This is a genomic window from Hyphomonas sp. (assembly GCF_046313975.1).
In the GTDB taxonomy this organism is placed as follows: domain Bacteria; phylum Pseudomonadota; class Alphaproteobacteria; order Caulobacterales; family Hyphomonadaceae; genus Hyphomonas.
This window is the reverse complement of record NZ_JBKBXB010000015.1, coordinates 36,942-52,770: the sequence shown is the minus strand read 5'-3', so window position 1 is coordinate 52,770 and position 15,829 is coordinate 36,942. Positions and strand designations below refer to the sequence as shown.

Here is a 15,829-nt window from a genome sequence, read left to right as displayed (position 1 = left end):
GTTCCTCCCTGGTTGCCTCCCGTGAGGGCCTGTGCCTGCCCTTCACGCGGCGGAGGGTGGCGCAAGGGCAGGCGGCGGTCCATCGCCTTCGCCAGTGCGGCGAGGATTGCGGGCGGCGCCGGGTTACGCCAAGAGGGGGCATGGCCTCCCTGAAACCCGCCCTGTTCCTGGACCGCGACGGCGTCATCAACGCCGACAAGGGCTATGTCAGCCGCATCGAGGATTTCGAATGGATCGAGGGCGCCGCCGAAGCCATAGCCAATTTCAACCGGCGTGGCTGGTATGTGTTCGTTGTCACCAACCAGTCCGGAATCGCCCGCAATTACTATAGCGAAGACGACATGCACGCCCTGCACGACTGGATGCAGGCGCGCCTCGCCGAGCAGGGCGCCCGGATCGACCGGATCTATTACTGCCCCTATCATGAAGAGGGTGAGAACCCCCACTACCGGCGCGACAGTTTCGACCGCAAGCCTAAGCCCGGCATGCTGCTGCGTGCCATGTCGGATTTTCCCGTGCGGCGCGAGCAGAGCTTCATGATCGGCGACAAGGACGCCGACATGGAAGCCGCCCGCGCGGCCGGCATCGCCGGCTTCCTCTTCACCGGCGGCAACCTTGCGAGCTTCGCCGAATGGACGCTCGCGGGATTCGAGGACGGCAATCGGGGTTGAAAGGGTGACAACAGCCATTTGAATGTGCTCCTCTGCACACGGCATAATCCGGAGACTACTATGCTAAGACCTGCAACCGCTCTTGCTGCATTCCTCCTGCTCACCGCATTTACCGGCACGGACAGGATGGCGTTCGAGTTGCAGCCGGGCCGGTGGTTGGTGTTCGAGACCCTTATGCTGGACGGAGAATATGTAGAGGAGAACGAGTCCGAGTTCTGCGCCACAAAATGGGAACGCCGCACGCCTGCGGATTTTCTTGCTATGGCCGCTCGCGGAGCATCTTGCGAAATCACAAGTCAGGCGCGCGATGGCGAAATGATTGATCTCGTCTATGCCTGTCGCGATGGTCCGGTACGCGAAGGCAAGATCCGCATCGGTGGCAGCATCGACGATCTGGCAGTATGGGCCGAGGCAAATTATCAGACCCAGGACGGGCGCGTGGTGCCCGCCTATATCGATACGGGCTTCCTCTTTGATGGCCCCTGTCAGACTACTGAGTAACGAAGCAGCTATACCGCCTTAAGCGTTTTCGGATCGAGCCCGCCCATGCGGCACACCTCTTTCCATTCCGCAGCCGTCACCGGCTGCACGGAAAGACGGAAGGAGGTTACGAGGCTCATCTCCGCAAGCTTCGGATTCGCCTTGATGTCCTTCAGCGTCACCGGCTTTGGCACGGGCGCTAGCGCACGTAGGGTGACGCAATCCCAGCGCACATCATCCGTGGTCGGATCAGGCTTCGACAGTTCCGCCACCTCGCAGACGCCAACCACCGCCAGCCCCTCGTTCGAGTGATAGAAGAACACGCGGTCGCCAAGCTTCATCGCGCGCATGTTGTTGCGGGCGGTATAGTTGCGTACGCCGGACCATATCTCGCCGGCCGCGCCCTTGGCGACCTGCTGGTCCCAGCTCCAGGCATCGGGTTCGGATTTCACTAGCCAGTATTGCATCAACGGCCCTCCTGCCCCCGCTTTAGCCGCTGATTCCCGCCTCGGCCAGCGCCGCGCGGACGAGGCGCTGATAATGCGGCCAGCCCTTATAGTCTGCGAGACCCGGATCGATCCCGTCCCAGGCGACGCGGAAGGCTTCGGCATGGGCTGCATCCGGCAGCGCCGCGCGCAGGGGATCGATGGCAACGCGGATGGTGAAAATCATCGCGCCGCTTTGCGTCTTGCGGATGGTCTGGCGCTCGACCCGGAACCAGAGCGCCTCCAGCGCGCCCTCCTCCGGCAGCTCTGCCGCTTTCGCCTTGAATGGCGCCTGGTCCGGCGTGAAGCGGTCCGGGCCCGGCTGGACTGTCCAGTTGAAACGCTCGAGCACCTGGCCCGGGCGAAGCGCATCGAACATCCGGTGGATGCGGCCCACCATACCGGGGTTCGCGCCGGGAACCGGATGGTGCAGGCCGGAAAGCGGCTCACCGATCTTCTCGGACAGGCGCCAGAAAGTCGGCGCGCAGAGGCTGGCCGCCCGCAGGCGCCACACGCCGTCCGCGTCCCTCATCAGTACACAGATGTCATCCGACACCGTGGCCGCAGCCGCTTCAAGGACCGACAGCCACCGGCCCGCCGCCGGCGCCTGCCCGCCCAGAACCAGTTCTGCCACCGGCGCGAGTTCGCGTTCCGCGAGGTCCAGCGCCAGCACATCCGGGCGGCGCGTGCGCATCAACAGGCGCTTTTCCTCCAGCACATGCGCCTCTGTATCCGGCGCGAGCCAGGTGTCCGGATCAATCGGCCTGAGCCCCGGCGCAAGGCTCAGGGGACCGTTCAGGAACAGCAGGTAAGGCGGGCGCCGCACCAGTGTCACACGAGGCGCGCCGCGCCCCAGCTGACATAGCCGGCGATCTTCGGCGTGTTCGGCAGGTACATCGTCTCGGCATTCTCTGGCTCAAACCCGCCCTCGCGCAGCATGGCGCAGGTGTCGCGCGTCAGATGGCACCCGCCCGCGAGCGGCTTCCAGACAGGCTCGATCCGGCGCTGCCATTTCGCCACGCCCTCATCCGGGGCAAGGCCGTGTTCGGAGAACAGGATTTTTCCGCCGGGCTTCAGCACGCGCCGCGTTTCGGCAAGCGCGCTTTTCCAATCGGGAATCGTGCACAGGACGAATGTGATGACGGCGGTGTCGACTGACTTGTCCGGAAGCGGGATGGCCTCGGCGCCGGTCTCGAGGAAATCGATGCTCTTGCCGATGCCCAGTTCGCCAGCGGTGCGCTTTGCCTTCACCATCATGCCGGGCGCAGGCTCGAGCGCATAGAGCTTCTCGACCCGGGCGGCATCATACATCGCGAAATTGGTGCCCGACCCGCAGCCGAGTTCCAGCACGACACCGTCCGCCTGCGGAACAACTTTCGCGCGCTGTTTCATGATCGGCCGCGTCGAGCAGGCGCAGGCGATCAGGTTCGGAACGACATAGCGCTCCCAAGGATTCATTTCTTCGATCCGCCGATCGGCTTGAAGCCCGGATAGGACTGTTCCTGAATTTTCTCCCGTGTCCCGGGTGTCGGGCGGGCAATCAGCGCGTCCTGCGTGATCGAGATTTCGAACTCGTATCCATCGCCCATCGGCTGGTAGGTGGCCGAGCCATATTCCGCGTCGATGCCGAAGCGCGAGCCGTATTTCGCGGCAAGGTCGCTGATGTCGATGCCGGGCTCGGTCGGCACGATCTTAATGCCGTCGATCTTGCCTTCGGTCACCGCGTCGGACGAGAACTGGTGGGCGTCCAGCGAGCGCATATGCTCCAGCCGGTAAATCGAATCATAGCCGAGGATGTTCGCCATCGGTTTGAACTTGATGACCTTGGCGCCGATCTGCCACTCGTTGCCGCGGAACACGGGCGCCGTGCCATCGGCCTGCAGGAAAGTCTGGCCGTCGGAGAAAACCACATCCGCGCGGTAGGCGTTTTCCTGGTCTGAAACGGCGGTGAATTTCACGGTCGCTACCGGGCGCTCATAGGTAAGGCGTTTGTAGGTCTGGATATTCAGGCCGGCAAAGGCGATCACGCCGGCAAGACCGAGGAAACCCGATCCGAAGGCCAGGCGCGCGACGCCGGCGAAGGGCTTGAGGCCAGCCAGCTTGCCGAATCCCGCAAACAGCAGGATGAGGCCAAGAACGCCGGAAATCGACGGCAGTACCCACCAGATCAGGCTCATCAGACCTCTCCCATGCAGCGTGCCGTGCCGGCCGCCGGTTTACCCACCTGCCGCCTATATCAGCCCTCTTTCACAGATTTTAGCAACCTTTCGCAGATGTGACTGCGCATCGTTCAACCCGTCCATCCGAGCGCGGCGGCGGCTTTCCACCCGACATAGGCGGCAACCGTTACAATCAGGACAGCAAAGCCGATGCGGGCAAGGCGGACGCGGGGCGCGAGTATCCGGGCGAGCCGGATACCGATCAGGCCGCCGATGGCACCGCCGAGCAGCAGGAGGCTGGTGAGGCGCAGGTCGACCTCGCCGTGCAGGCCGTAATTAAGCGCGGTGGCCGAGCCGAACACGGCGACCGAGACCAGCGAGGAGGCTGCCGCATGCGACAGCGTCATGCCGGTCGCCAGCATCAGGCCGGGCACGATCAGGAAACCGCCGCCGATGCCGAAGAAGCCGGCCGCGAGTCCGGTCAGCAAGCCAAGCGGCACCAGGCGCGTCATCATCTGCCGCGTGATGTGGATGTCGGGATTGCCCTGCCCCGCCGCAGGACGGAGCATAGACAGGCCGATGGCCGCCATTGCGAAGGCAAAGGCAAAAAGCAGCCAGTCACCCGGAACCCGTAGCGCCAGCCAGGACCCGATCAGGGAACCGACGATACCCGCGCCCGCAAACATCATCGCACAAGGCCACTTCACGCGGCCTTCGCGGCTATGGCCGCGCAGGTTCACGAGGGCAATCGCGGCGACGGCCGCCGCCGACGTGCCGATCGCAAGGTGCGGATCAGTGACGCCCACCGCATAGAGCAGCAGCGGCACGGCAAGCACGGATCCTCCGCCCCCGAACAATCCGAGGAAGAGGCCGATCACGGCCCCGCTGGCGAGCGCCGCGACGATGACGGGGAGCGTGATCTCGATCATGTCAGGCCGCTTTCACCCGGTTCCAGGGCATCAGGGCCAGCACATTCGCCATGCCGCACCAGCCGGAAATGCCCGCAAAAGTAAGGCCCGCGCCGACAAAGCCCGAGAGCGCGTAGCCTGCCGGGTGCACGAACGTACCCACAACAGCACCTGTCAGCACCAGGAGGCCCGCCGTGATCTGCACCTGGCGGTTCATCGGCAGGGGTGCTTTGGCATTCGCCGTGACCGGCAGGCCGGCTTTTTTCCAGGCCTCGATGCCGCCTTCGAGAATGAGCGCCTCACCCTCCACCCTTTCGGCCAGCATCGCGCAGTTTGTCTCCGTTCGCATACCGGATTTGCAATGGAACACGGCCGTGCGGCCCGCTTCCAGCTTCACATCCGCCGCAGCGGCGCGCGACAGGGGAAACGACACGGCGCCCGGAATGTGCTCGCGGGCGTACTCGTCCGGCTCGCGGATATCGATCAGGTGGTAGCGGCCGGATTTCAAGCCGGCCTCAACGCTCGCGGCGTCGATTTTCGTCAGTGTACTCATCATTCACTCCTCAGGGCAGAAGATGTCTGCCAGTGTTTCAATCACGCGGACGGCAGCGGGGTCCGCAATCCGGTAGATGATGCTTTGTCCTTCCCGGCGTGTGGCCACGAGGCCGTCTTCGCGCAGCACAGCGAGGTGCTGGGACAGCGCGGACTGCGACAGGGTTGTTCCGGCGAGAAGGTCGCTCACCGTCAGCTCCCCGCCGCCGAGGCGGCAGAGGATCATCAGGCGGTGCTCACTGGCCATGGCCTTGAGAAGCTTTGCAGCCTCACCGGCACGGTCGCGGAACTGGGCGGGGTCAAGGATCATCTGTTTCATGGACCCTATATATTAGGTCTTGCTAATTTAGCAAGTGCTAATATATGATCGTCAGCAACAACAGGAGCTTGCCCCATGGCCGACCTCAAAGCCTTCTTTGACGGCGCAACCAACACCGTCACCTATCTCGTCTGGGACCCGGAAACCCGCGATGCGGCGATCATCGACCCCGTGCTCGATTTCGACCCCGCGCCGGCTCGGCTGACCAGCCGGTCGGCCGATGACGTGCTCGCTTTCGCGCGCGAGCAGGGCCTGAAGATCACCTGGATCCTCGATACCCACGCCCATGCCGATCACCTGTCGGCGGCCGATTACCTGCGCCGGGAGACCGGCGGCAAGATCGTGATCGGGTCCGGCATCACACAGATCCAGAAGACCTTCCTGCCGGTCTTCGGCCCCGTGGAGGACCACCCCGACGGGAAAGTGTTCGACGTGCTGCTGGACGATGGCGGGTCGATCCCCCTCGGCAATACGAAGATCACCGTGATGCACACGCCAGGGCATACCGCCGCCTGTGTCACTTATCTGATCGATGACATGGCCTTCGTCGGCGACACGCTGTTCATGCCGGACTATGGCACCGCGCGGACCGATTTTCCCGGCGGCGATGCACGCGCACTCTATCGCTCGATCCGGAAGATTCTCGCCCTGCCGCCGCAGACTCGCATCCTCGTCGGTCACGACTACCTGCCGGAAGGGCGTACGGAAATCCGCTGGGAAACAACCGTTGCCGAGCAGCGCGCGAAGAACATCCACATGCATGACGGTGTCAGCGAAGAAGAGTTTGTCGCCATGCGCGAAGCCCGCGACAAGACGCTGGCCGCGCCCCGCCTGATCCTGCCCTCGCTGCAGGTCAACATCCGCGCCGGCGCCCTTCCTCCGCCGGAATCGGACGGGCAGGTCTACCTGCGCATACCGGTGAACCGGTTGGGGAAGGGATAACCCCGCGTCCCCCCTGCCAAGCGCAGTGAAAGCCTGATAGGGCCGAAATCATGTCTGCGCGTGATTTCGGCCTTCTGGTCCTGTGCTGCTTCTTCTGGGGCGTGAACCTGGTGATGACCCGCTGGGTCGTTGCCGATCACGAGGTGCCGCCGCTGTTCTTTGCAGCGGTGCGTTTCCTCGGCGTGGCGGCCTTCCTGATCCCGTTCCTGCGGCCCGTGCCACCGAACCTGTTCACGCTGTTCCTGATCGCGATGCTGATCGGCTGCCTGAACTTTGCGCTCCTGTTCATCGGCCTTGCCAATGCCGAAGTCTCCGCCGCCGCGGTGACCGGCCAGCTCGGCGTGCCGATTTCGACGCTGCTGAGCATGGCTTTCCTCGGCGAGAAAATCCGCTGGCGGCGGGGCATGGGAATCGCGCTCGCCTTTGCGGGCGTCGTGGTGATCGCGTTTGATCCGGACTCATTCAGCCTTTCCTTCGGCCTCCTGCTGATCGTGATCGCGGCGTTCCTCGGATCGGTGGGCGGGATCATCATGAAACGCATGCCGCCGATGAAGGCGCTGAACCTGCAGGCCTGGGTCGGGCTGTTCAGCTTCGCGCCGCTGTTTGCCTTCTCCTTCCTGTTCGAGACCGGACAGGTGGAGAGCTATATCCACGGCGGCTGGGAAGTGTGGCTGTCGAGCCTGTTCGCCATTCTCGGCGTGTCGATCTTTGCGCACTCGGCCTTCTATGTGCTGGTCAAGAAATACGATGTCTCGCTGCTCTCGCCGCTGACCCTGATGACGCCGCTCTGGGGCGTGCTGTTCGGTGTGACGCTTCTGAACGAGCCCTTCACCTGGAAACTGGTGATCGGCGGGGCGATCTCGCTGGCCGGGGTCTTCCTCATTGCGATCAGGCCGAATACCGTGCTGCCAGACGCGCCGCTGGCGAAGAAGATGGCGACCGGAGATTCGTGATGCAGATCGAGGACGTGCCGAGCCCCAACCATGACGAGCGAAAGTTCGCCGTGGACATGCTGGTGCTGCATTATACGGGCATGGAGTCCGGTGAGGCGGCGCTCCGGCGGCTGATCGATGCGGAGGCGAAAGTTTCGGCGCATTACCTTGTCTGGGAAGACGGGCGCATCACGCGGCTGGTGCCGGAGAACCGGCGGGCCTGGCATGCGGGCGTGTCCAGCTGGCAGGGCGACAGCGATCTCAACTCCCGTTCTGTCGGCATCGAGATCGTCAATGGCGGGCATGACTTTCCCCTGCCCGGCGGCGGGCTGCCGCCGTTTCCGGACGCGCAGATTGCGGCGGTGATCGCGCTTTCGCGCGAGATCGTGGCGCATCACGGCATTCCGCAATCGCGCATCGTTGGCCATTCGGATATCGCGCCGCAACGCAAGATTGATCCGGGCGAGCATTTCCCCTGGCCCCGGCTGGCAGAGGCGGGGCTTGGCTTCTGGCCTGCAGAAGAAGCAGGCGCAGGCTGCGTCTGGATGGGCGGCGATCCGGGCGGCGTGAACCGGCAACTCGCCGCGATCGGCTATGACATCGCCGATGTGCCCGCCGCGATCCGGGCCTTCCAGCGGCGCTGGCTGCCGGATGCGATCACGGGGATGGCGGATGCGCGGACCTTGCGGCGGCTGTCTCAGATTGCGGCGCTCTACGCGTCGGCGCCCTCTTCGCCCCAGGCCTGAGCCCATTCGGTGGCAAGCGCGGCGCCGAGCAGCAGGGACATGACAGAAGCCGACAGCCAGACGAAACCGAGGATGAGCGAGGCGAGCGCGCCGTAAAGCGTTCCGAGTACGGAATAATTCAGGTAGAGCTGGAACAGGAAGGTGACGAAGATGAAGGCCACTGTTCCCGCCGCCGCGCCGGCCGCGATGGCGCGCGTGCCGCGCTGTATCTGGCCGCGCAGGCTGAGCACGAGGATCAGGTAGAAGATCGCAAAACCGGCTATGGCTTTCGAGATCCAGAGCGAATCGGCAAGCGTGGCGATCGTGCCGGCAAACCGGCCAAGCTCGTCGCCGGTGTTCGAGGAGACGATCGTCACCGTCAGCTGCAAGGCGCCAAGCAGCCAGACCATCAGCACAAGCGCGCCCGTAAGCAGCAGCGAGACACCCTGGAAGCGCGCGAAGCGGGTGCGTCCTTCGGTGCCGGCGATCATGCGGATACCGGTGATTGCGGCCTTGGCGCCGGAGGTGGCCGTGATCAGAACAAGGATGAGGGCGCCGATGGCGCGCAGGCTGAGCCCGGCGGGGGTCATCTCGCGGATGGTCTCGACTTCGCCCCCGGTGAGCGGTTCAACGTTCTGGCTGAAGAAATTGCTGATCGGTGTGGCGAGCTGTTTGGCAAGGTCGGGCGGCAGGAAGACGGTCAGCAGGGTGAGCGTCAGGTAGATCAGCGGGAAGATCGAGAACAGGGCGTAGAAGGCAATGCCGCCGGTCACGATACGCACGTCCGGCCGGAAGAGCCGGATCACCGCGCGCCGGGCGGGAAGAAGAAGGTCGCTGCGCCAATCCATCATCATCGCAGAGCTTGGCATGATGCGGGGCGAAGGCAAATGGGCGGTGTGTTAAGGTGGACGCATGCGGGTGCGCCCGGACGCGGGGGTTCCCGGCCGGTTGGCTTGAACTGAGCTTTCCATTTTCCCCGGTTATCCCCGCGAAGGCGGGGACCGGGTCAGGCACGAGAGCGGCCTGAGATCCCCGCCTTCGCGGGGATGCGCGGATTTATCTAGGAGGTGTTGTGCGGGGTGAGGGCAGAGGCCCCCTCCGTCTGCCTGCTACGCCGAAGGCTTCGCAGGCCGCCACCTCCCCCGCTACGCATGGGAGGATTGGGATCGAGCCTTAGCGTTGTGGTAGTGAGGATGCATACGGGCACGTTGGTTGCCCAGCAGGCGTCATCCCAGCGTGGCCGTTCAAGAACATATGGTCTGCAGGCTGAGGGATCGGGTTTCCGGTCGCCGCAATAGGCGATGCGGATGAAGCCCCAACAGTTGGTTTCGTAGAGCACTTCCTCGTAGCCCGAGCTTTCGTACCAGTCGAGCAGGCGGTTGAGGCTCCACCAGAGGATGGGCCAGCAGAGCGGGTGAACGCGCTCGAAAAGGTGCGCGAAGTGCGGGTTGGCTCGGAGGGCACGCATCGGGGTCATGCGCGGAGTGTAACCCCGGTGGTGGGGGTGTAGCGCAAGTTTTCTGATTTTTCTTTCCGGGCGTTGATCCGTATGGGGATTTTTGGCGTTTGGCCTGATCTGCTGATGCGTAAGTCCCTGATTTTGACCTCTCCATTCCATCGTCACCCTCGACCGTCGCAGACGGTCTGAGGGCCCAGCTCCTGTGCTCTCACCGCTATGCGACGGGGATGGGACAGGAGATGGGCCCTCAGATGGCCTGCGGCCATCGAGGGTGACGAAGGAAGGGAAAGGTGGGGTTTGGGGCGGTGCATTGCGGCCTTTGGCCTTAATGCACCCTACGGGCTTGCCGACCGTTACAGGCGATTCCAGCTTTTTACAGGTTTCTCCGCCCTGCCCTTTCGCCGGGGGGTGGGAGGGGCTATATGGCGCGCAGGACCAGAAGGCCGGGCAGCCGCTGGTATGGGGGTAACCCCATGCTGGAGGAAAGTCCGGGCTCCAGGAAGACAGGGCGACGGCTAACGGCCGCCCGGCGCGAGCCGAGGGAAAGTGCCACAGAAAGCAAACCGCCCTCCGGAGCTTCGGCGAAGGAGGGTAAGGGTGAAAGGGTGGGGTAAGAGCCCACCGCGGGACTGGCAACAGGACCGGCACGGCAAACCCCGCCCGGAGCAAGACCAAGTAGGGGGCACATATGGGCCGTCTTATGCCCGTGCCCCGGGTGTGTCGCGTGAGGCACTCAGCAATGAGTGTCCCAGAGGAATGGCTGCCAGACCCCGAAAGGGGCGAACAGAACCCGGCTTATTGGCCTTCTGGTCCTATTTATCCCGCCGCAGTTCAGCGCCGCATCGGACGGCTGAGGGACGCGGTGAGGTCGTCGATGTCCTTCTGGGTGGTGGCCCAGGAACAGACGAAGCGGTGGGAACCACCCGGCCATTCATAGAACTGGGCGCCGTCTTCCTGCAGGTCGTTGAAGGCCTGCTCGTCAAGCGTGACGAAGATTTCGTTGCCTTCGACCGGCCAGGCGAGATCGTGGCCATCCTCGATGAAGGCGGCGGCGGCTTTCTGTGCCATGGCGTTGGCATGGGCGGCGAGTTTGAGCCAGAGGCCATCCGTCAGCATGGCTTCAGCCTGCGCAGCGAGGAAGCGCATCTTGGCGGGCATATGGCCGGCGCGCTTCGCGCGGGCCTGCAACTCCCTGCCCTTCGATTTCGCCCCGCCGAACAGGAGAATGATCTCGCAGCCGATGGCGCCGGTCTTGGTGAGGCCGAGGGTGAGCACGTCGACGCCGGCTTTCCAGGTCATCTCGGCGGGCGTGGCGCCGGTATGCACGAGGGCGTTGCCGAGGCGGGCGCCGTCGAGATGCACCGCGAGGCTGGCATATTTTGCGCGCTGGGCAAGCCGGGCGATTTCGGCGGGCGTGTAGGCGCGGCCGCATTCGGTGAGATTGGTCAGCGACAGGACGGCAGGCGGCGTGGCGTGCACGTTGCGGGGATCGAATTCGTCGAGATAATCCTTGAGCGGATCAAAGTCGATCTTTGCGCCTTCGCCGTCCATCAGGTGGAGCTTGCCGCCGCCGGTGAAGAATTCCGGGGCGCCGCGCTCGTCCATCTGGATGTGCGCTTCGCGGTGGCAGATGATGGAACTGGTGGGCGGGCAGAAACAGGCGAGCGCGAGCGCGTTGGCAGCTGTGCCGGAGGCGACGAGCCAGAAGTCGAACTCGTCAGTCTCGAAAACCTCTGCAAGCCGGGCGCGTAGACGCTGGGTGACCTTGTCGGCGCCGTAGCTGGAGGCGGCGCCGGTGTTCGCCTTCAGCAGCGCTTCGAGGACGGCAGGATGGGCCGGGGCGGACGTGTCGGAAGAGAAGTTCATCAGGAGATCACAGCTGGGTGTCGGGGGTCTGCCACATCAGGTGCTGGCCGCCATCGACGGCAATCATCTGGCCGGTGACGCTGGTGGCGGAGATGAGGTAGCGCAGGGCGCGGACGATCTCTTCGGGGCTTGCCCCTTCCCCGGTCAGCGTGGCGGCCTGCTCGGCAGCAAATTCTTCCGGGGACTGATGGATGCTCTGCAGCGTAGGGCCGGGGCCGATGGCATTGACGCGGATATGCGGAGCAAGCGCCTGGGCGAGGGTCTGGGTCGCCTGCCAGAGCGCGGCCTTGGACAGCGTGTAGGTGAAGAATTGCGGGGTGAGCTTCCAGACGCGCTGGTCGATGATGTTGACCACAAGGCCTTTCGCGCCGGCGGGCAGCTCTTTTGCAAATTGCTGGGCAAGATGGATCGGCGCGCGCAGGTTGGGCTCCATATGATGGTCCCAGTCGGCGCGGGAATGATCCGTGGCCGTATCATCGGCGAAGGTGGAGGCGGAGTTGACGAGCAGTGTGACCGGGCGGCCAAGGAGGCGGGCGGCGTCCGCGACAAGATGCGCACGGGCGGCTTCGTCTGCAAGATCGGCAGCGAGAAGTTCAGCGCGGGCGCCGGACTTGCGGATGGTGGCGGCGGTTTCTTCCGCGCCGGTCTTCGAGCCGCGATAATGGACCGCGACGGCCCAGCCGTCTGCGCCGAGGGCTTCGGCCATCGCGCGCCCAAGGCGTGCACCAGCGCCGGTGACGAGCGCGCCCCCGGGCATCATCCGCGGATGACCTGGTAGAGGCCAAGCAGGCTGACGCCATTGACGAGGCCGTAGATATAGGCGGCGTAGAGCAGCAGTAGCAGCAGCGCGGTGAGCCGGCCGATGCGGGCGCGGGTGAGGATGAGGATGGCGATGACGAGCGCCGAGAGACCCATCACCCAATGGTCATAGGCATGGAAGAGACGCGCCAGCTCGATCGGGCCGGCGAAGGCGATGAGGCCGCCCGCGCCGAGGATGTTGATCGTGTTGGAGCCGAGGATGTTGCCGACCAGCACGTCGCCGCGCTGGCGGAAGGCAGCGGCGATGGAGGCGCCGAGTTCCGGCAGCGAGGTGCCGACGGCGAGCAGGGTGAGGCCGATATATTCTTCCGGGATGCGCAGGCTGCGCGCGACGCCGTCCGCGCCGGTGACGACCAGTTCGGAGGCGTAGACGAGGGCCGCTGTGCCGAGCGGAACGTAGATCAGCGCCCGCCAGAGCGGCGGGCCGGAGCCGCCATGTTCGCGCACGCCGGTCGGCTCACCGGCAGCCTCGGCGCGGGCGGCAGAGAACAGGCTGAGGCCGGTATAGCCGATCAGCACGAGGAGGAAGCAGAAGCCCATCAGCGGGGTGAGCGGCATGATCGCGGTCATGCCGATCCACAGCGCGGTGGCGAGCAGCATGGCGAAGAGGGCGCGGCCCCTGCCCGGCCCGCCGGCGGCGAACGGGAAGATCAGGGCCGGAACCGCCAGCACGAAGAAGATGTTAGCGATGCTGGAGCCGACAATGTTGCCGACCGCAAGGCCGGGACTGCCGGTGAAGGCGGCGTTCACGGAGACGATAATCTCCGGCAGCGAGGTGCCGAGGGCGACGATGAAAATGCCGGCGATGAGGGGCGAGGCGCCCATGGCCCGGCCGGTTCGCACGGCGCCGCGCACGAGCAGGTCGCCGCCGAGGAACAGCAGCAGGAGCCCGCCAACCAGTGATGCAATCAGGACAGGATCCGGCATGAGGTCTGCCCCGGAAAGACTAGTCGAGGCGTTTGAACTCGATGAGGTTCAGGATGCCGAACACAAGCACGGTGGCGGCAATGGCGATGAGCGAAGGATGGATCATGGTGGTGTCTCTCAGCCCGCTGGGTGTCACAATTTGGCCCCTCCTAGCGCGCGTTGCCGCGCTTGGCGAGCCTATTCGGCATGGATCGGCAGGATTCTGAGGGGGGCCCGCCCCGGATTACCGCTGCGGAAAGGCCTTCCGGGCTCATTTCCGGCGGATTGTGCCGGTCAGGCGGGTGGCTTCGGCCACCGTATTCGAGATGGTTCCGTACTTTCGAATGTTCTTGTGCAGGAGCTCGAGCCGCGCATCGGATTCGGCCGTGTCGACGATAATTTCATAGACGACCGAGACCATTTTCGGGGGCGCGTCCTGGCGCGTGCCGGTCAGACGCACTTCCGCGCCCTCAAAGCTGAATTGCAGGAGCGGGGCCACGCGTTCAATCCCTTTCAGGATACAGGCGGCAATCGAGGCGAGGAACAGCTCGGCCGGATTAAACGCGTCAGGCCGGCCGGCAAGGTCTGTGTCGATCACAAGCTGCGCCTCTTTGCACCGCGCCTCGCTACCATGTGCGTCGATGCGGTGGGCGGTGACCGAATAGGTGAGCATGGCTCAGCTTACACCCATTCCCGACTCGGCTGCAAAAGCGCGGATGCGGGCTTCGATCTCGTCGCGAGCGCGGGCGAAGCGGCGGCGGAAGTCTTCCGGCGTGAGGGCAGGGTCGGAGCTGGCGGGATCGTCGGTCGGCCAGTGCAGGCGCTGGGTCTTGCCGGGCAGCCAGGGGCAGATTTCCTCGGCGCAGAGGGTGATGACGTAATCGAAGGCGGTGGCGTCCAGAGAGTCGAAGGATTTGGACGTGTGGCCGGTAATGTCGATGCCGCGCTCGGCCATGGCTTCGATGGCATAGGGGTTGGGCCTGGTGGGCGCAGAGCCGGCGCTCATCACTTCGGCGCCGAGGCCGAGCAGGTGGCGGGCGAGGCCTTCGGCCATCTGGCTGCGGGCGGAATTGGCGACACAGAGGAAGAGGAGCTTCATGCCGGTTCCTTTTCGAAAGGGGCGAACTTTGCGCGGGTGCGGTTGGCGAAGGCGACGAGGGAGAGCATGACCGGCACTTCGACAAGCACGCCGACCACGGTGGCAAGTGCAGCGCCGGAGCTGAGGCCGAAGAGGCTGATCGCGACGGCGACGGCGAGTTCGAAGAAGTTGGACGTGCCGATCAGCGCGCAGGGCGCAGCAACGCGGTGGGGCACTTTCCAGGCGAAGGCAGCCGCATAGGCAGCAGCAAAGATGCCGTAGGACTGGATCAGGATCGGCACGGCGATCAGCGCGATGACCAGCGGCTGGGCGAGGATGACGCCCCCCTGGAAGCCGAAGAGGAGAACGACCGTGGCGAGGAGGCCGAGGATGGAAGCGGGCTTCAGGCGCGCCATGAAGGCGTCGACCGCCCCTGCCCCGCCCTTGCGGATGAGATGGCGGCGCATGGCGATGCCGGCGATGAGCGGGATCACAACATAAAGGCCGACCGAGAGCAGCAGCGTTTCCCAGGGCACGGTGATGCCCGTGATGCCGAGCAGGAGCGCAACGATGGGTGCGAAGGCGAAAACCATGATGGCATCATTCACGCCGACCTGAGCGAGCGTGTAGGCGGGGTCGCCCTTCGTCAGCTGCGACCAGACGAAGACCATTGCGGTGCAGGGCGCCGCGCCCAGCAGGATGAGGCCGGCAATATAGGACTTCGCATCCTCCGGCGGAATGAGGCCCGCGAAGACATGGTTGAAGAACAGGACGCCGAGCGCGGCCATCGTGAACGGCTTGATCAGCCAGTTGACCGTCAGTGTAATGATCAATCCCTTGGGGCGGGCGAAGGCGTTCTTCAGGCCGGAAAATTCGACGCCGATCATCATCGGCCAGACCATCGCCCAGATCAGGATGGCAACGGCGAAATTGACATTCGCGTATTCGAACGCGGCGAGCGCACTGAAGGCGGACGGGAACAGCTGGCCGAGAGCGATGCCGGCGAGGATCGCGAGCGCGACCCAGAGGGAGAGGTATTTTTCGAAGAGGCTCATGGGCGGGCGGACTTGCGGGATTTTGTCTTTTTGGGCGCGCAGCAGGCGGCGCGGGCGGCTTCCTGCACGGGCGCGCAGATTTCCGGGTGGCCGCCGCAGCAATCGTCCATCAAATAAAGGATGAGATCGCGGATGGCTTCGGGGTGGGCGGCGTAGCGGATGGAGCGGCCTTCGCGCGTGCCGGAGATGAGGCCGGCATGGACGAGGACGGCGAGCTGCGCCGAGAGTGTGTTGGGCGCGGTGCGTCTCTTCGCGGCAATGTCGCCGGCGGCGACGCCTTCGGGGCCTGCGCGCACCAGCAGGCGGAAGACGGCGAGACGGCCGGGCTGGGCGAGCGCCGAGAGGCGGGCGATGGCGGCTTGTGATTCCATATTTCAACGAATGTCGAAATGCGGGTGGGGAGTCAAGATGGGGTGGGGGCTTGTGGAGCGTGCGGCAGGAGGCGTTCCTTGCGGAGATCATCCTGAGCGAAG

At 64.7% G+C, this 15,829-nt stretch carries 21 protein-coding genes and 1 other RNA gene; 6 read left to right on the top strand and 16 right to left on the bottom strand.

Annotation, left to right across the window (positions count from 1 at the left end):
* Positions 1 to 140 precede the first annotated feature (140 nt).
* The gene (locus tag ACK4TE_RS07505) at positions 141 to 671 is read left to right on the top strand and encodes a D-glycero-alpha-D-manno-heptose-1,7-bisphosphate 7-phosphatase (RefSeq protein ID WP_409910878.1); all 531 of its coding nucleotides are present in this window, start codon (positions 141 to 143) and stop codon (positions 669 to 671) included.
* Positions 672 to 731: 60 nt separating this feature from the next.
* Positions 732 to 1,172: a hypothetical protein gene (locus ACK4TE_RS07500; protein WP_409910877.1), complete on the top strand. Its 441-nt coding sequence runs from the start codon at positions 732 to 734 to the stop codon at positions 1,170 to 1,172.
* Positions 1,173 to 1,180: 8 nt separating this feature from the next.
* On the opposite strand, the gene ACK4TE_RS07495 is transcribed toward ACK4TE_RS07500, so the two are convergent.
* From ACK4TE_RS07495 to ACK4TE_RS07465, 7 genes are all read right to left on the bottom strand, one after another.
* A complete protein-coding gene (locus ACK4TE_RS07495) occupies positions 1,181 to 1,618 on the bottom strand; it encodes an EVE domain-containing protein (protein ID WP_409910876.1) in 438 nt (145 codons plus the stop codon).
* Positions 1,619 to 1,640: 22 nt separating this feature from the next.
* Positions 1,641 to 2,471, bottom strand: a complete 831-nt coding sequence (locus ACK4TE_RS07490; RefSeq protein WP_409910875.1) for a heme-dependent oxidative N-demethylase family protein — start codon at positions 2,469 to 2,471, stop codon at positions 1,641 to 1,643.
* Positions 2,468 to 3,094 (bottom strand): class I SAM-dependent methyltransferase, encoded by a 627-nt coding sequence (locus ACK4TE_RS07485; protein ID WP_409910874.1) that lies wholly within the window; start codon positions 3,092 to 3,094, stop codon positions 2,468 to 2,470. The genes ACK4TE_RS07490 and ACK4TE_RS07485 overlap by 4 nt, the downstream gene beginning before the upstream one ends.
* The gene (locus ACK4TE_RS07480) at positions 3,091 to 3,813 is read right to left on the bottom strand and encodes a hypothetical protein (RefSeq protein WP_409910873.1); all 723 of its coding nucleotides are present in this window, start codon (positions 3,811 to 3,813) and stop codon (positions 3,091 to 3,093) included. Before ACK4TE_RS07480 ends, ACK4TE_RS07485 begins: the two co-directional genes overlap by 4 nt.
* Positions 3,814 to 3,926: 113 nt before the next feature.
* On the bottom strand, positions 3,927 to 4,724 hold the full coding sequence (locus tag ACK4TE_RS07475; protein WP_409910872.1) for a sulfite exporter TauE/SafE family protein: 798 nt from the start codon (positions 4,722 to 4,724) through the stop codon (positions 3,927 to 3,929).
* A 1-nt stretch (position 4,725) separates the two neighbouring features.
* On the bottom strand, positions 4,726 to 5,256 hold the full coding sequence (locus ACK4TE_RS07470) for a rhodanese family protein (RefSeq protein ID WP_409910871.1): 531 nt from the start codon (positions 5,254 to 5,256) through the stop codon (positions 4,726 to 4,728).
* 3 nt (positions 5,257 to 5,259) lie between these two features.
* Entirely contained in the window at positions 5,260 to 5,574 is a 315-nt protein-coding gene (locus ACK4TE_RS07465; RefSeq protein WP_409910870.1) for an ArsR/SmtB family transcription factor, read from the bottom strand.
* A gap of 75 nt (positions 5,575 to 5,649) precedes the next feature.
* Between ACK4TE_RS07465 and ACK4TE_RS07460 the strand changes: the two genes are divergently transcribed.
* From ACK4TE_RS07460 to ACK4TE_RS07450, 3 genes are read left to right on the top strand one after another with little or no spacing between them, the layout of a single operon-like run.
* Positions 5,650 to 6,516 (top strand): MBL fold metallo-hydrolase, encoded by an 867-nt coding sequence (locus ACK4TE_RS07460; protein ID WP_409910869.1) that lies wholly within the window; start codon positions 5,650 to 5,652, stop codon positions 6,514 to 6,516.
* A gap of 50 nt (positions 6,517 to 6,566) precedes the next feature.
* Positions 6,567 to 7,469 (top strand): DMT family transporter, encoded by a 903-nt coding sequence (locus ACK4TE_RS07455; protein WP_409910868.1) that lies wholly within the window; start codon positions 6,567 to 6,569, stop codon positions 7,467 to 7,469.
* Complete coding sequence (locus ACK4TE_RS07450; RefSeq protein ID WP_409910867.1) at positions 7,469 to 8,194, top strand: N-acetylmuramoyl-L-alanine amidase; 726 nt, start codon at positions 7,469 to 7,471, stop codon at positions 8,192 to 8,194. Before ACK4TE_RS07455 ends, ACK4TE_RS07450 begins: the two co-directional genes overlap by 1 nt.
* On the opposite strand, the gene ACK4TE_RS07445 is transcribed toward ACK4TE_RS07450, so the two are convergent.
* Positions 8,161 to 9,021: a YhjD/YihY/BrkB family envelope integrity protein gene (locus ACK4TE_RS07445; RefSeq protein ID WP_409910866.1), complete on the bottom strand. Its 861-nt coding sequence runs from the start codon at positions 9,019 to 9,021 to the stop codon at positions 8,161 to 8,163. The two genes, ACK4TE_RS07450 and ACK4TE_RS07445, sit on opposite strands and share 34 nt — an antisense overlap.
* Positions 9,022 to 9,233: 212 nt before the next feature.
* The gene (locus ACK4TE_RS07440; RefSeq protein WP_409910865.1) at positions 9,234 to 9,650 is read right to left on the bottom strand and encodes a hypothetical protein; all 417 of its coding nucleotides are present in this window, start codon (positions 9,648 to 9,650) and stop codon (positions 9,234 to 9,236) included.
* Between the two features lie 417 nt (positions 9,651 to 10,067).
* Between ACK4TE_RS07440 and rnpB the strand changes: the two genes are divergently transcribed.
* Positions 10,068 to 10,446: RNase P RNA component class A (gene rnpB, locus ACK4TE_RS07435), an RNA gene on the top strand.
* Between the two features lie 17 nt (positions 10,447 to 10,463).
* Here the strand turns inward: rnpB and ACK4TE_RS07430 are convergent.
* The 7 genes from ACK4TE_RS07430 to ACK4TE_RS07400 form a co-directional block, all read right to left on the bottom strand.
* Complete coding sequence (locus tag ACK4TE_RS07430; protein WP_409910864.1) at positions 10,464 to 11,498, bottom strand: threonine aldolase family protein; 1,035 nt, start codon at positions 11,496 to 11,498, stop codon at positions 10,464 to 10,466.
* 7 nt (positions 11,499 to 11,505) lie between these two features.
* Positions 11,506 to 12,258, bottom strand: coding sequence for an SDR family oxidoreductase (locus tag ACK4TE_RS07425; protein WP_409910863.1), 753 nt, complete (start codon positions 12,256 to 12,258; stop codon positions 11,506 to 11,508).
* Complete coding sequence (locus ACK4TE_RS07420; protein ID WP_409910862.1) at positions 12,255 to 13,244, bottom strand: calcium/sodium antiporter; 990 nt, start codon at positions 13,242 to 13,244, stop codon at positions 12,255 to 12,257. The genes ACK4TE_RS07425 and ACK4TE_RS07420 overlap by 4 nt, the downstream gene beginning before the upstream one ends.
* 250 nt (positions 13,245 to 13,494) lie before the next feature.
* Positions 13,495 to 13,896 (bottom strand): OsmC family protein, encoded by a 402-nt coding sequence (locus ACK4TE_RS07415; protein WP_409910861.1) that lies wholly within the window; start codon positions 13,894 to 13,896, stop codon positions 13,495 to 13,497.
* 3 nt (positions 13,897 to 13,899) lie between these two features.
* Positions 13,900 to 14,322, bottom strand: coding sequence for an arsenate reductase ArsC (locus tag ACK4TE_RS07410; protein ID WP_409910860.1), 423 nt, complete (start codon positions 14,320 to 14,322; stop codon positions 13,900 to 13,902).
* Positions 14,319 to 15,356: an ACR3 family arsenite efflux transporter gene (arsB, locus tag ACK4TE_RS07405; RefSeq protein WP_409910859.1), complete on the bottom strand. Its 1,038-nt coding sequence runs from the start codon at positions 15,354 to 15,356 to the stop codon at positions 14,319 to 14,321. The genes ACK4TE_RS07410 and arsB overlap by 4 nt, the downstream gene beginning before the upstream one ends.
* Positions 15,353 to 15,727 carry an ArsR/SmtB family transcription factor gene (locus ACK4TE_RS07400; protein ID WP_409910858.1) on the bottom strand — a complete coding sequence of 125 codons (375 nt, stop codon included), beginning with the start codon at positions 15,725 to 15,727 and terminating at the stop codon, positions 15,353 to 15,355. The genes arsB and ACK4TE_RS07400 overlap by 4 nt, the downstream gene beginning before the upstream one ends.
* Between the last annotated feature and the right edge of the window lie 102 nt (positions 15,728 to 15,829).